The 13,380-nt window shown below is 65.2% G+C and carries 14 protein-coding genes and 1 tRNA gene; 8 read left to right on the top strand and 7 right to left on the bottom strand.

Annotation, left to right across the window (positions count from 1 at the left end; translation table 11 throughout):
- Positions 1-137 precede the first annotated feature (137 nt).
- Together SBI20_RS13585 and SBI20_RS13580 are read left to right on the top strand one after the other, a co-directional pair.
- The gene (locus SBI20_RS13585) at positions 138-1,109 is read left to right on the top strand and encodes a PQQ-dependent catabolism-associated beta-propeller protein (RefSeq protein WP_317975529.1); all 972 of its coding nucleotides are present in this window, start codon (positions 138-140) and stop codon (positions 1,107-1,109) included.
- A gap of 204 nt (positions 1,110-1,313) precedes the next feature.
- Positions 1,314-2,711: a porin gene (locus SBI20_RS13580; protein WP_317976140.1), complete on the top strand. Its 1,398-nt coding sequence runs from the start codon at positions 1,314-1,316 to the stop codon at positions 2,709-2,711.
- A 208-nt stretch (positions 2,712-2,919) separates the two neighbouring features.
- On the opposite strand, the gene SBI20_RS13575 is transcribed toward SBI20_RS13580, so the two are convergent.
- Positions 2,920-3,303, bottom strand: a complete 384-nt coding sequence (locus SBI20_RS13575; protein ID WP_317975528.1) for a c-type cytochrome — start codon at positions 3,301-3,303, stop codon at positions 2,920-2,922.
- Positions 3,304-3,517: 214 nt separating this feature from the next.
- Here SBI20_RS13575 and SBI20_RS13570 point away from each other — a divergent pair, with 214 nt between their 5' ends.
- Complete coding sequence (locus SBI20_RS13570; protein ID WP_317975527.1) at positions 3,518-4,495, top strand: NAD(P)H-dependent flavin oxidoreductase; 978 nt, start codon at positions 3,518-3,520, stop codon at positions 4,493-4,495.
- A gap of 2 nt (positions 4,496-4,497) precedes the next feature.
- On the opposite strand, the gene SBI20_RS13565 is transcribed toward SBI20_RS13570, so the two are convergent.
- The 3 genes from SBI20_RS13565 to SBI20_RS13555 form a co-directional block, all read right to left on the bottom strand.
- Entirely contained in the window at positions 4,498-5,025 is a 528-nt protein-coding gene (locus SBI20_RS13565; protein ID WP_317975526.1) for a hypothetical protein, read from the bottom strand.
- Positions 5,025-5,459, bottom strand: a complete 435-nt coding sequence (locus tag SBI20_RS13560) for an N-acetylmuramoyl-L-alanine amidase (RefSeq protein WP_317975525.1) — start codon at positions 5,457-5,459, stop codon at positions 5,025-5,027. The genes SBI20_RS13565 and SBI20_RS13560 overlap by 1 nt, the downstream gene beginning before the upstream one ends.
- Positions 5,460-5,632: 173 nt before the next feature.
- Entirely contained in the window at positions 5,633-5,830 is a 198-nt protein-coding gene (locus SBI20_RS13555) for a DUF1674 domain-containing protein (RefSeq protein WP_317975524.1), read from the bottom strand.
- A gap of 93 nt (positions 5,831-5,923) precedes the next feature.
- Here SBI20_RS13555 and SBI20_RS13550 point away from each other — a divergent pair, with 93 nt between their 5' ends.
- Positions 5,924-7,210: an RsmB/NOP family class I SAM-dependent RNA methyltransferase gene (locus SBI20_RS13550; protein WP_317975523.1), complete on the top strand. Its 1,287-nt coding sequence runs from the start codon at positions 5,924-5,926 to the stop codon at positions 7,208-7,210.
- A gap of 133 nt (positions 7,211-7,343) precedes the next feature.
- Here SBI20_RS13550 and msrA read toward each other — a convergent pair whose 3' ends face one another.
- Complete coding sequence (gene msrA / locus SBI20_RS13545) at positions 7,344-7,871, bottom strand: peptide-methionine (S)-S-oxide reductase MsrA (RefSeq protein ID WP_317975522.1); 528 nt, start codon at positions 7,869-7,871, stop codon at positions 7,344-7,346.
- A 160-nt stretch (positions 7,872-8,031) separates the two neighbouring features.
- On the opposite strand from msrA, the gene aguB reads away from it, so the two are divergent.
- From aguB to SBI20_RS13530, 3 genes are all read left to right on the top strand, one after another.
- Positions 8,032-8,886 (top strand): N-carbamoylputrescine amidase, encoded by an 855-nt coding sequence (gene aguB / locus SBI20_RS13540; RefSeq protein ID WP_317975521.1) that lies wholly within the window; start codon positions 8,032-8,034, stop codon positions 8,884-8,886.
- A 3-nt stretch (positions 8,887-8,889) separates the two neighbouring features.
- A complete protein-coding gene (gene folK / locus SBI20_RS13535) occupies positions 8,890-9,387 on the top strand; it encodes a 2-amino-4-hydroxy-6-hydroxymethyldihydropteridine diphosphokinase (RefSeq protein WP_317975520.1) in 498 nt (165 codons plus the stop codon).
- Positions 9,388-9,420: 33 nt separating this feature from the next.
- Positions 9,421-9,496: transfer RNA gene (locus tag SBI20_RS13530), tRNA-Lys, on the top strand.
- Between the two features lie 125 nt (positions 9,497-9,621).
- Here SBI20_RS13530 and SBI20_RS13525 read toward each other — a convergent pair.
- Together SBI20_RS13525 and SBI20_RS13520 are read right to left on the bottom strand one after the other, a co-directional pair.
- Complete coding sequence (locus tag SBI20_RS13525) at positions 9,622-10,167, bottom strand: GIY-YIG nuclease family protein (RefSeq protein WP_317975519.1); 546 nt, start codon at positions 10,165-10,167, stop codon at positions 9,622-9,624.
- A complete protein-coding gene (locus SBI20_RS13520) occupies positions 10,167-10,742 on the bottom strand; it encodes a restriction endonuclease subunit S domain-containing protein (protein ID WP_317975518.1) in 576 nt (191 codons plus the stop codon). The genes SBI20_RS13525 and SBI20_RS13520 overlap by 1 nt, the downstream gene beginning before the upstream one ends.
- Before the next feature lie 158 nt (positions 10,743-10,900).
- Here SBI20_RS13520 and SBI20_RS13515 point away from each other — a divergent pair, with 158 nt between their 5' ends.
- Positions 10,901-12,103, top strand: coding sequence for an IS256 family transposase (locus SBI20_RS13515; protein ID WP_317973748.1), 1,203 nt, complete (start codon positions 10,901-10,903; stop codon positions 12,101-12,103).
- The last annotated feature ends 1,277 nt before the right edge of the window (positions 12,104-13,380 follow it).

Raw genomic sequence — 13,380 nt, 5'->3', positions numbered from 1 at the left:
TGACCCCCTGATGGCCCACTGGTGGCACACCCGAAATTGACCTTTGGTCGAATGCCCCCAAGGATTTGTGCTTATTAGGGTGGGATTCGGGACCAGAGCACGGCGGCCGATGGCCGCGACACGAGAGGACGACGGACATGCGCTTGATCACGAAACTGGCCCTGGGCGCGCTCACGGCTCTCATGGCGCCTGCCGCCGCCGGCGCGCAGACCGTCTATGTCAGCAACGAGCGCGGCAATTCGGTCACCGTGATCGACGGCGCGGCGGGCAAGGTTCTGGCGACATGGCCGGTGGGCGAACGCCCGCGCGGGATCACCCTCACCCGCGACGGGCGCTTCGTGCTGGTCTGCGTGAGCAACGACAACGCGGTCAAGGTGATCGACCGCCAGACCGGCAAAATCCTGCGCGAGATCGGCGCCGGACAGGACCCGGAACAGTTCTTCCCGGCCATCGACGGCAAGACCGTGTTCGTCGCCAACGAGAACGATGCCGCCGTCAGCGCCATCGATCTGGAAACCGGGCGCGTGGCCTTCCAGATCCCGGTCGGCAAGGAACCCGAAGGCGTGGCGCAGAGCCCGGACGGCAAATGGCTGGTGGTGACCTCCGAGGACGACAGCACGATCGCCTGGATCGATCTGGCCACGCGGCAGGTCGTCTCGACGATGGAAACCGAAAAGCGCCCCCGCCATGTCGAATTCACCGCCGACGGACGCGAACTGTGGATCGCGGCCGAAGTGGGCGGCGTGATCCAGATCGCCGATCCGCGCACGCGCGCGATCACCGCGACCATCCCGTTCTCGATTCCCGGCGTTCAGGGCTACAAGATCCTGCCCTGCGGCATCCGTTTCACCCCCGATGGCAAGACCGCCGTGGTCGCGCTGGGCCGGGCCGACCGCATCGCGCTGATCGATGTTGCCACCCGCAAGGTCCGCGCGACGATCCCCGTGGGCAAGCGCGTGTGGCATCTGGCGCTCAGCCCCGACGGCACCCGCGCCTACACCGCCAATGGCCTGTCCAACGACGTTTCCGTGGTCGATCTGGTGGCCGGGAAGACCGTGGCGACCGTTCCGGCGGGAATCGCGCCCTGGGGCGCCGTTGCCGCGCCCTGAGCAAAATGCGCGGCCACAGGCCCCTGTTTTTGCAATAATGCGCAATCGTGCGTAGTTCCTTGGAACGAGAACCATAGTCCAATTTCGCGCATCCCCTGCCACGCGCATCGTCGCCTGAGCCTCCGCGAGGGGCATCAGAACATATCAGGGGATGGAACAATGAAGGCTCACAAGAAGCTCGTGAACACGCCGCTGTCGAGCGTGATGCTCGCGGGCATGATCACCCTGGGGATGACACTGGGCGCCACGCCCGCCATGGCCGGAACCTCGGCCGCGCTGCTCAAGCGCCTCCATGAAAAGGGCATTCTTTCCGATGAGGAATACGAACAGCTCGTCCACGAGGATGAAGCCGAAAACGCACCGCCCACCCCGGCGACTGCCGTGGAAACGCCTGCCTCGGCCCCGCCCGCCCAAGTAGCCGACTCCGAGCGCTTCGTGCGCCGCACGGCGAGCGGCGTGGGCCTTGAGGTCGGCGATGTCACGCTCAAGTTCTCGGGCTCGGTCAACGGCTTCTATGTCCACGACAACCCGCAGGCGCCCAATGCCACGTCGAGCGTGGCGGGCGGCGTCGTCAACGTGGGCGGCAATACCTCGGCGGTCCGCAACGGCCTGCTCCCCGGCTTCCTCAAGATCGAGGCGACCACCCAGCAGGGCGGTTGGGACGTGGGCGCCCACTTCGGCATGTATCCGGGCATCAACAGCGCCGCCTGGGGCGCGCTGGGCGCCAACAACGGTGGCCAGCCGACCGGCCTTGCCACCTCGGGCATCGACTTCCGCCAGACGTACCTGACCGTGGGCCGTGCCGGCTATGGCGAACTGAAGATCGGCCGCGACATCGGCCTGTTCGGGTCGGACGCCATCCTCAACGACATCACGCTGCTCTCGCCCGGCTCGCCCGGCGGCAACGTGGCCCCGGCCAACACCACGCTGGGCCGCATCGGCGTTGGCTATATCTACACCGACTTCCAGCCGCAGATCACCTACACGACGCCTGATTTCAAGGGCTTCAAGGTTGCTGGCGGCGTGTTCCAGCCGCTCCACTCGCTCACCGGCCCTGCCGAAACCAACAGCGAGCCCGGCTTCCAGGCCAAGATCACCTACGACACCAAGGTCGGCCCGGTCGGCGCCCACCTGTGGGTTTCGGGGATCACCCAGAAGCATGACACCGTCACCAGCAGCCTGTCCTACACCGGCAAGGGCATCGACTTCGGCGCCAAGCTCAACAGCGGCCCGGTCACCGTGGTCGGCTACTACTACACCGCCTCGGGCCTGGGCACGACCGCGCTCAACCTGTTCGACAGCGATGGCCTTGGCAATGCGCGTGACAGCCAGGGCTTCTATGCACAGGCCACCGCCACTTTCGGCAAGTTCACCCTGGGCGGCAGCTATGGCGAAAGCCGCCTGAGCTATGCCAACGCGCTCGACGCCTCGGCCAACCCCACGCTGGTCAAGGTGAACAGCAGCTGGGTCGGCCAGGTGCGCTATGGCCTGACCAGCTGGGTCACGCTGATCGGCGAATATGTCTCGACCAAGGCGGTCGCCCACAACGGCAACCGCGCCAAGTCCGATACCCTGGCAATCGGCGGCATCCTCTTCTTCTGAGTCAGGTTCAGTGCCCCGGCGTCCGCTCCTGACGCCGGGGCCCCTTGCCGGGCAGCCCTGCGTGGCTGTCCGGTTTTTTCATGCCCCCATCAGAAAGCTCCAACGGAAAAAGGCCGGGCAGCCACTGGGCTGTCCGGCCTTTTCCTGTCGGTTTCTGTTGGAGCCTTCGCAGCGCCCCGCAACGAACAGGGCCTGCAAACGCAGCCGCTTACTTGAGCTTGGTCAGGTAGCCGACCAGTTCGGCGCGCTTGGCCGGGTCCTTGATGCCGGGGAACGACATCATCGTGCCGGGAACGAGCGCGCGGGGGTTTTCGATCCACTTGTCGAGCGTGGCCGCATTCCAGGTCAGGGCCGACTTCTTGAGCCCGTCGGAATACTTGAAGCCCGCCGCATGGGTGCCGGCCTTCTTGCCGACCACGCCATAGAGGTTGGGGCCGATCTTGTTGGGGCCACCCTTGCTGGCATCGTGGCAGGCCGCACAGCGCGCCCAGGTCGCGGGGGCTGCGGGCGCCGCAGGCGCGGCATGAGCAGCAGCAGAGGCGGCAAAACCCGCCAGCAGGGCGGAACCGACGGCAATCAGGCGCTTCGACATAACTTCTCCACTCAACGTCTTTGTGCAAGCTCCTGCCATGCCTTCGCGCGCGAGAATATTGGACTATCGGACAGTCGGGAGCCTTGCGGAGCAACAGGGTTAATCCCCAACCGGCCCGCAAGCCGGGCAGGCCGATTGACAGCGGCAGGCCCAGCGGCGATCCTGCCTGAAAGGCCCGGAAAAAAAGGGCCGGATACAGAGGATGCCACCCCAGATGATCACGACGCGTTTCACGCAATTGTTCGGTGTCGAACACCCCATCGCCCAGGGCGGCATGCAATGGGTCGGCACGGCAGACCTCGTCGCGGCGGTCGCCAATGCGGGCGCGCTCGGCTTCCTCACCGCGCTCACCCAGCCCAGCCCCGAGGCGCTCACCCGCGAAATCGCGCGCTGCCGCGGGTTGACCGACAAACCCTTCGGCGTGAACCTCACGATCCTGCCCTCGATCAATCCGCCCCCTTATGCCGAATATCGGCAGGCGATCATCGAGGCCGGGATCACCGCCGTCGAAACCGCCGGCTATCGGCCCGACGAACACGTCGCCGCCTTCAAGGCCCATGGCGTGAAAGTGATCCACAAGTGTACCGCCGTGCGCCATGCGCTCTCGGCCCAGCGCATGGGCGCCGACGCGATCTCGATCGACGGCTTCGAATGCGCGGGCCATCCGGGCGAGGACGACATCCCCGGCCTCGTGCTGATCCCCGCGACGGCAGACAAGGTGACCATCCCGATCATCGCTTCGGGCGGCTTTGCCGACGGGCGCGGACTCGTCGCCGCGCTGGCGCTGGGCGCAGAAGGCATCAACATGGGCACGCGCTTTTGCGCCACGCAGGAAGCCCCGATCCACGAAGGCATCAAGCAGGCCATCCTCGCCAACGACGAACGCGCAACCGCGCTGCTGTTCCGGTCCTATCGCAACACCGCGCGCGTGGCGCGCAACAGCGTGGCGCAGGAAGCCATCGCCATCGAACAGTCCGGCCAGCCGTTCGAGGCCATCGCCCACCTCGTGAAAGGCGCGCGGGGCCGCGAAGGCCTGATCAGCGGCGACCCGGAACACGGCATCTGGACCGCAGGCCTCGTCCAGGGCCTGATCCACGACATCCCCCCCGTAGCCACCCTGGTCAGCCGCATCGTGGCGCAAGCCGAAGCGATCATCGCCCAGAGGCTGGGCGCGATGATCGCTTCGGCCTGATTTCAGCGCTGCTCTCGCGGGTCGAGAGAGGCATCAGCCACCCCCACCGCCCATTCACGCAGCGACAGGGCATAGGCGGTCACTTCGGAGCAGGCTTGCACGTCCGCGTCGGATACCACGACACCAGCGGCGGGCAGGCCTTCGCGAAGTCCGGCAGGGGCAGGCGCGGGGGCGGCAGGGGCTGGGCCGGGCGCACCGCCAAGGGCTTGCCCGTGCAGGCGGTAAGCATCGGCATAGGCAGCGCCAGCAGCGCGAGCGGCAGAAAGGTCGGCTTCATGGGCGGTATCCTGCTGGGCGGCCTTCATCCGGTAGACCGCTTCCTGATGGTGGATCGCTTCGGCAGACAGGCGCGTGGCCTCGGCCTGGGCGGCGACATAGCTGGCGCGGTCGGCGGCACGCCCGGTCCGTTCGGCGCGCAAGGCCCCGCGATAATGAAGGGCCGCCGCGCCCAGCCCGGTGAAGGCCAGCAGTCCGGCCAGCGCCAGCCCCCATTTCCAGCGCGACAGCAGCGGGATGAGCATTTCGAGCATCACGCGCGCTCCTCGGGGGCGTGCGCCAGCCATGCGGCCACGTCGAAGCTCGGGCAGGCCTTGGCCACCCCCGGCCAGTCGCGATGGCCGCGCACGACAAGATCGGGAAAGCGCGCCCGATAGGCCGCTACCAGCGCGCGCAGGGCCATGGTCTGGGCCGGGGTGCGGGTGTCCTTGGGCCTGCCCGCCTTGTCGACCCCGCCGACATAGCAGACCCCGAGGTTGCCGGTGTTCCTGCCCCCGACATGCGCGCCCTTGAGCGTATCGGGGAGGGTCGCATGGACCGAACCGTCCAGCTCGATCACATAGTGATACGACACCTGCCCGAACTTGGCGGTATCCCAACTGCTGATCGTTTCGGCGGCCACATCGCGCCCCTCGGGCGTGGCGGCACAATGAATCGTGAGAAACCGGATCGGACCGAGCGGGGGCATGGCAGGCACCTCGTGCTGGAGAGTGCCCAAAAAGTGCCCATAGCCCCGCCCCCTTTGAATCGGCAGTTGCCACGCCCGGCGCAGCGCCCAAACACTGCCCCATCCAAAGCTCATGGGGTGAAGGGGGCCCTGCCCCCTTCGTTATCTCTTCTTCTTCCTGAAAAATTCAGCCGTCAAAAATCGATGGCAATCCCGTTCTTCTCCCAATCCCCAAAACGCGTGGGATCAAGGCCATCGGGATCATCCCCCCGCTCCACCGCGCGCGGTTCGGGCACGGGGCCATCGGGCCAGTGGTCGGGCTTGGCAAAGGGGGCCGGGCGCTGTGTAGCGCGCTGGAAACCGGCCGGTGCGGTCGAGTGCGGCTTATCCATGGCCCAGCCCTTGCGCCTTTGCGCGCCCGGACGCAATCGGGAAACCGCGCACCAAGATTGCCAAAACCCGCGAGAGGCGCGATAGGCCGGGCAATGGCCCGTTCCCCACAGACCCGCAAGCCCGCCCCTTCCCAGAGCCCGGAGGCAATTCCCGGCGTGCCCGCGCGGCGTGCCGCCTTGCGCCTGCTCGATGCCGTGCTGCGCCGGGGCGAGCCGCTCGACCAGATCGCGCCGCCGATCCTGCGCCCGATCGAGCGCGCCGACGACCGCGCGCTGGCGCTGGCCATCGTGAGCGAGGCCTTGCGCTGGCTGGGCGACATCGACGCCCTGATCGACAGCGCCACCCAGCAGAACCTTCCCGAAGATGCCAAGGCGCGCGGCGTGCTCCAGATCATGCTGGCCCAGGCCCTGCGGCTCGACCTGCCGCCCCATGCGGTAATCGCCACGGGCCTGCCGCTGCTGATGGGCGGCCCGCGCCGTCTGGCCCATGGGGTGTTCTCGGCCCTGCTCAAGCGGGGGGCCACCCTGCCCGAAGCGCCGAGCCTGCCCGCCGCTGCCGCTACGCGCTGGGACGAAGCATGGCCGGGCCGCGTGCCCGCCATCGCCGCCGGGATCGCCACGCCCCCGCCGCTCGACCTCACCTTGCGCGATGCCACGCAAACCGCGCTGTGGGCCGAGCGTCTGGGCGGGATCTCGCTGATGCCCGGCCATGTCCGCCTGCCGCGCGGCAGCGCGGTGGAAAGCCTGCCCGGCTTTGCCGAAGGGGCCTGGTGGGTTCAGGATCTGGCCGCGAGCCTGCCCGCGCGCCTGCTCGGCGCAGGCCATGGCGCCCGCGCGCTCGACTTGTGCGCCGCGCCGGGCGGCAAGACCATGCAGCTTGCCGCGATGGGCTGGGACGTGACCGCGCTCGACAAGTCGGCCCGCCGCCTCGAACGCCTGTCGGCCAACCTCGCGCGCACCGGCCTTTCAGCCCGGATCGTGGCTGCCGACGCGCTGACATGGGAGCCCGAAGCCCCGTTCGACGCCATTCTGGTCGATGCGCCGTGCAGCGCCACGGGCACCTGCCGCCGACACCCCGACGTGCTTCACCGGATCGCCCAGATCGACGAGCTGGCCACGCTGCAAGCCGCCATGCTCGCCCGTGCGGCGGGCTGGCTGCGTCCGGGCGGACGCCTCGTCTACGCCACCTGCTCGCTCGAACCGGCCGAGGGCGAGGACCAGGCCAAGGCCTTCACCGCGCTCACCCCCGCCCCGCTCGACCAGACCGAACTGCCCGAAGGCATCGCCCCCACCGCGCAAGGCTGGCTGCGCAGCGATCCGGGCATGCTGGCCTCATCAGGCGGCATCGACGGCTTCTTCGCCGCCCGCTGGACCGCCTGACCGAACAGGCGGGGGAAGCGCCCTTCCCCCGCCTGTTCGCAATTTCTGATCCGAAACTATCGTTTCGGATCGTTCGGCACCGGCCCGCTCCAGAACCGAAATTCGCCCCTTCGGCGAATTTCGAATCAGACCCTCAAGCCTTGACCTTGCCCGCAAAGCTCTTGCGCAGCTTCATCAGCTTGGGCGGAATCACCGCCAGACAATAGGGATTGCGCTGGCCTTCGCCTTCCCAATAGTCCTGATGATAGTCCTCGGCCGGATACCACGGCGCCACCGGCTCGATGGTGGTCACGACAGGCTCGGCCCGCTCGGCCTGTGCGCGCGCAATGGCCAGACGGGCTTCCTCCTCCTGCCCCTCGTCGAGCGGGAACAGCGCCGAGCGATACTGGGTGCCCACATCGTTGCCCTGACGGTTGAGCTGCGTCGGATCGTGGGTCGCAAAGAAGATGTCAAGCAACTGGCCATAGGCGATGACTTCGGGATCGAACGTCACCCGGATGGCTTCGGCATGGCCGGTCGATCCGGTGCAAACCAGCTTGTAGCTCGGGTTTTCAACCGTCCCGCCAATATAGCCGCTCTCGACCTGCGACACGCCGATCACGTCATGAAACACCGCCTCGGTGCACCAGAAGCAACCGCCGGCAAGAATGGCTTGGGCCATGATGGGATCCTTGTCGTTCAAAAGAATGTTGTTCAGAGGAATATCGTGCCCGCCAGATAGGAAGCCGAACGCCGCCTGTCATCCTCCGCGCCCGTTCCTGCCCACGATTGTCATGCTGCTGTCGTTGAATTGCACGCCTCAAAAGCATAAGTGCGCAGGCATGACCCAGCTGACCGTCGCCGCGCTGCAACTTGCGCTCGCCTCGCCCGATCCGGCCGACAACATCGCCGCCGTTGCCGCCCAGGTGGAGGCCGCCGCCGCGCAAGGCGCGCAAGTGATCCTGCCGCCCGAACTGTTCGCCGGTCCCTATTTCTGCGTGACCGAGGACGAGGCGCGCTTTGCCCTCGCCCACACACTGGAGGAAGACGCCTCGGTCAAGGCCATGCAGCGCCTCGCCAAGGCGCTGGGCGTGGCGATCCCCACCAGCTTCTTTGAGCGCGAAGGCCCGCACTACTACAACACCCTCGCCATGATCGACGCGCAGGGCGAAATCATGGGCATCTACCGCAAGAGCCACATCCCCGATGGCCCCGGTTACGAGGAAAAGTACTATTTCCGCCCCGGCAACACCGGCTTCAAGGTCTGGGACGTATTCGGCACGCGCATCGGCGTGGGCGTCTGCTGGGACCAGTGGTATCCCGAATGCGCGCGCGCGATGGCCCTGATGGGCGCGCAAGTTCTGTTCTACCCCACCGCCATCGGCAGCGAACCCTATGACGCCGATCTCGACACCAGCCGGGTCTGGCGCCGCGCAATGCTCGGCCATGCCGCGTCCAACTGCATGCCGGTCGTTGCGGCCAACCGCATCGGTGTCGAGGAAAACGGGCAGGCCTTCTATGGCCACAGCTTCATCGCCAACCAGTGGGGCGATTTCCTGGCCGAGTATGGCGCTCAGGAAACCGGCGTTCTGGTCGCCACGCTCGATCTGGAAGAAGCCGCCCGCCACCGCGCCGGCATGGGCTTCTTCCGCGATCGCCGCCCGCAACTCTATGGCCGCCTCGCACAAGACATCTGAGCGATGCATCGCTATCTGATCGCGCTGGGCTCCAACGTGCGCCACCCGCGCCACGGAGCCCCGCGCGAAGTGCTGCGCGCCGCCGCGCGCGCGCTCGACAGCGCGGGTATGGACCTTGAGGTGCTCTCCCCGATCATCGCGAGCGCCCCGCTCGGCCCCTCGCGCCGCCGCTATGCCAATGCCTGCGCGCTGGTCTCCAGCCCGCTCGCCCCGGCAGCCCTGCTTTCCCGCCTCCAGTCCATCGAGCACACCTTTGGCCGCGTCCGTCGCGGCTCGCCCTGGCGCGCCCGCACGCTCGATCTCGACATCGTGCTGTGGTCAGGCGGCGCACTGGCCGACATCGAAGCCAACCTCGTCATCCCCCACCCGGCCTACCGCACGCGCCCCTTCGTGCTCGGCCCCGCCACGACCATCGCCCCCGACTGGCGCGACCCACTCACAGGTTTGGCCACAAAACACCTGGCTTCCCGCTTGACCCGCCGCCGCCCCACGCCTAGGTGACCAGCCCAACCACGCGCCAAACCGGCGCCACGGGGGCCCTTAGCTCAGTCGGTAGAGCAACTGACTTTTAATCAGTAGGTCGCTGGTTCGAACCCAGCAGGGCTCACCATATTGCTTTCAAACGCTTTTTTGGCGTTGAGCAGGTCCCGAAATTCTGGGCACTTTCAGCTTGCAGTAAGCACCGGGTAAGCACGGGCGCGATTCATTTTACCGGTAAAGCAGCCTTGCCTGCGTTCAATTGCCGATGCGCGAACTGCGGGCCTGGGCGGCGCAGGCCGCACGAAGGGCCTTCAAGGCGGCTCTTTGCGGATTGGGCCAGCCGGTGAGGTTCAGAGGCGGCTCAAGCGAGGCGATCAGGTCTTTCTCGATCCGCGCGAGATCGCCGGGGAGCGCCATCTGCGCGATCAGCAGATGACGCTCCATCCAGGCTGTCAGCGCCCGTTCGCCTTCATCGGGAAAACGATAGTTCTGGACATTGGATTTCGAGGCACCGGGGCCGCGCGGGATCGCGGAAAGGCCCAGATCGCTGGCCAGAATGGCGCCCAGGCTGCGACGAAAGGTGGAAAAACCGCTGTGCGCATGCCGGAAATGGTTGCGCGCCTCCAGCGTGGCGCCGGTCATGCCAAGATAGAGCACCCCCTCGCGCCCGACCGCCACGCCGGGCAGGGCATCGGGGGCCGCCAGCAGGATGGCATAGACACCCGGCGCGCCGATCGGCCTTGCCGCCGAAGGTGCCACGGCCGAGGCGAGGAAGGCCTTTTCGTCATATTGGCCGAGCATCACGCGTTCTCCTTCGCCTTCCGCCCCCGCCTGGCCTTGGGGGCGGCGGCGCGCGTGGCGCGGATGCGGGCGAGGAGAGCGCTGGCAGGTTCGTCGGCGGGGTCCTGGGGGACCAGTTCGCCCCGGAACGCCCTGGCGAGCAGCGCGGCCTCCAGACGATCAATCAGCGCGCGGGCGTGGGCAGCTTCGGCTTCCATGCGGTCGGCCCGGGCGAATGCATTCTCCAAAAATGCTAGAACGGCATCCCACATTTCAGCGGGTGGGATCGCGACAACCATATTTTTTAGAGTTTTCCCGCTAATTTTAGGCATGTTGCCCGCTGTTCCCGTAGCGTTTTCTCGGAAATACTGCCGCGTGGATTTGGAGTTCAGCCTGTACCACATAAGGCGTGTCAGCCGTGGATCGTCGAACCTCACACGCATCATTAGGTCAGGATAAATGAAGGTCTTAACCGGTCCATCGAAGATGGCGGTTGCTCCCACATGCTCCAAGGCGTTTGCACGTTGAATCAATAAATCACCCGGACACAACCAAAGGCTAGATGCATCATCTGGAACTTCGTCGATTCTCTTCACAGGGTCGCGTCCCGGGACGTGGTGTAGGTTCTGACGGTAGCGCTGCTGGCCGGGCGCGCGCTTTCCATATAGCGCTGTAGCGTCCGGCCAGCAGCGCGGGTGGTCACCGCGATTTTCGGATAGGTTTGGGTTGCAAAGCTCGAACCTGGAGAACCACGATGACCGATTCCATGATGCACTTGCGCACGCTGGTCGAGAAGGCCCCTGACGCGGATATTTTGCGCGAGATGATCTCGTTTGCCGCCGGGCGGCTGATGGAGATGGAGGTGGGAGGCCTGACTGGTGCCGGTCACGGCGAGAAGTCTGCCGACCGGCTCGTCCAGCGCAACGGCTATCGCAACCGCGACTGGCACACCCGCGCCGGCACGGTCGAACTGCGCATCCCCAAGTTGCGTAAAGGCAGCTATTTTCCTGGATTTCTGGAGCCGCGCCGGATGGCCGAACGGGCGCTGACGGCGGTCATCCAGGAAGCCTACGTGCATGGCATCTCGACGCGCTCGGTCGATGACCTGGTCAAAGCGCTGGGCATGGATGGCATCTCCAAAAGCCAGGTCAGCCGCCTGTGCGAAGAGCTCGACCAAAAGGTGCATGCCTTCCTCGATCGCCCGATCGAGGGCGACTGGCCCTACCTGTGGATCGACGCCACCTATGTCAAAGTCCGCCAGAATGGCCGGATCGTATCCGTTGCGGTGATCATTGCGGTGGGCGTCAACAGCGACGGTCGCCGCGAAGTGCTGGGTATGGACATCGGCCCATCGGAGGCTGAGCCATTTTGGACGGCCTTTCTGCGCAAGTTGACGCGCCGGGGCCTGCGCGGCGTGAAGCTGGTGATCTCCGATGCGCATGAGGGCATCAAGGCGGCGGTCTCCAAGCTGCTGTGCGCGACATGGCAGCGTTGCCGCGTCCACTTCATGCGCAATGCCCTGGCCCATGCCGGCAAGAGCGGTCGCCGGGTCGTCTCGGCCTTCATCGGCACCGCCTTCGCACAGGAAACGCCCGAGGCAGCCAGCCAGCAATGGCGCTCTGTCGCCGACCAGATGCGTCCGAAGCTCCCAAAACTCGCCACCTTGATGGACGATGCCGAACCCGACGTGCTGGCCTACATGACCTTCCCAAAGGAGCACCGCGCCAAGTTGCACAGCACGAATCCCATCGAGCGGCTGAACGGCGAAATCAAACGCCGCACCGAGGTTGTCGGCATCTTCCCGAACGAGGCTGCGATCACCCGCCTCATCGGCGCCATTCTCATGGAACAGTCCGATGAATGGGCCGTCCAGCGTGGACGATACATGTCGCTTGAAACCATGGCGCCGGTGAGCGACAATCCCATCGTCGTGCTCTCGGCTGTGCCAGGCGCATGATCGGCTCAAGCTGATGCCGAATTTGGCGGTGGCCCAGATAAGCTACACCATGCCGTGGGACACGATCCTCGGTTGCGGCCTCGTTGATATCCGCCTCCAGTTCATGAAATGAGCTCTTCCTCTCCGTAATAAACAAAACCTTGCACGTATTGTTGCAAATATTTCGAATTGATCTTCTTGTCTTTCCCATTCCTGCTGGTGACTCGTCGCAATATACCTTCATCCACATACCTTTTGTATTGAAGGCTTAATATAATTCACCTACTTCATATCACGCAATATTTATTTGTCCTTTCGCAGATCTAAAATCTGTCCGAGAAAACTCTGTAATACATATGAAGTTTACTTCGGACACCGACACCCCCCCAACTCCCTGCTTCATCTCTGCCGAAGGTGTTTGCTCGACCTTTCTGGTGTGGCCTTGCGCCCGCCAGAAAGGTCGAGCAAACATCAAGGGCTCAAGCGCGGTTTGCCGCGCGCTGTTCACCTTCCTTGGTGTATTGAGGCGTCGTCCTCGCCGTTCCCGCAAGCGGTCACGCCTCGCCCACCGCGAACAGGTTCGCCGCCCCGACATCTGAGATGTCGATGCGGTTCCCTGTTCGGTTTTGGACACAAATGGATTGGCGCCGACCCGTTGTCCCCTGTTCGGACGATGACTATACCCGGTGTCGGTATGCCCGATCTACTCGTTATATGGGGTTCGGGGCGACAGCCCCGCTAGAACTGCGAACGGACATGACCAAATGCCCCCTGAGGGGCGGCGGGCCTCATTCCAATACCCCCCCGATATCGCAGGCCCAAAACTGGCGGAATTCCGTGCCTGCCAACCGCCCATTTCGGCCATTCCCAAACCAGTTGATTGGGGAACGAACCACCAACCCGCCTGAACACGAAGATGATCGACCGCGAGGTGCTGCCCAAATGCCATTGATATCAACAGAGCCTCACTGCACCGTGGTACTTTTTGCCCCCGACAGGGGTGGCCTCTGCGCCGACCCCATATTTTGAAAATACGCGACATGGTACCGGAAAACAGGTTTGGGCTCCGTCAGGGGCGGCCTCTTCGCCGTCCCCATATTTTGAAAATACGCGAGCGTGATACCGGGAAACGGGTGTGGGCCACGACAGGGGCGGCCTCTGCGCCGTCCCCATATTGAAAATTCGCGAACATGATCCCGGAAACAGGTTTTGCCCCCGACAGGGGCGGCCTCTTCGCCGTCCCCGCATTTTGAAAATATGCGAAAGTAATTATTGCGGGATTCTCCTATGGAATGGTA

The sequence above is a fragment of the Novosphingobium sp. IK01 genome, assembly GCF_033242265.1.
GTDB classification, from domain to species: Bacteria; Pseudomonadota; Alphaproteobacteria; order Sphingomonadales; family Sphingomonadaceae; genus Novosphingobium; species Novosphingobium pituita.
The sequence above is the reverse complement of the archived record's forward strand: the minus strand, read 5'-3'. Positions and strand labels throughout refer to the sequence as shown.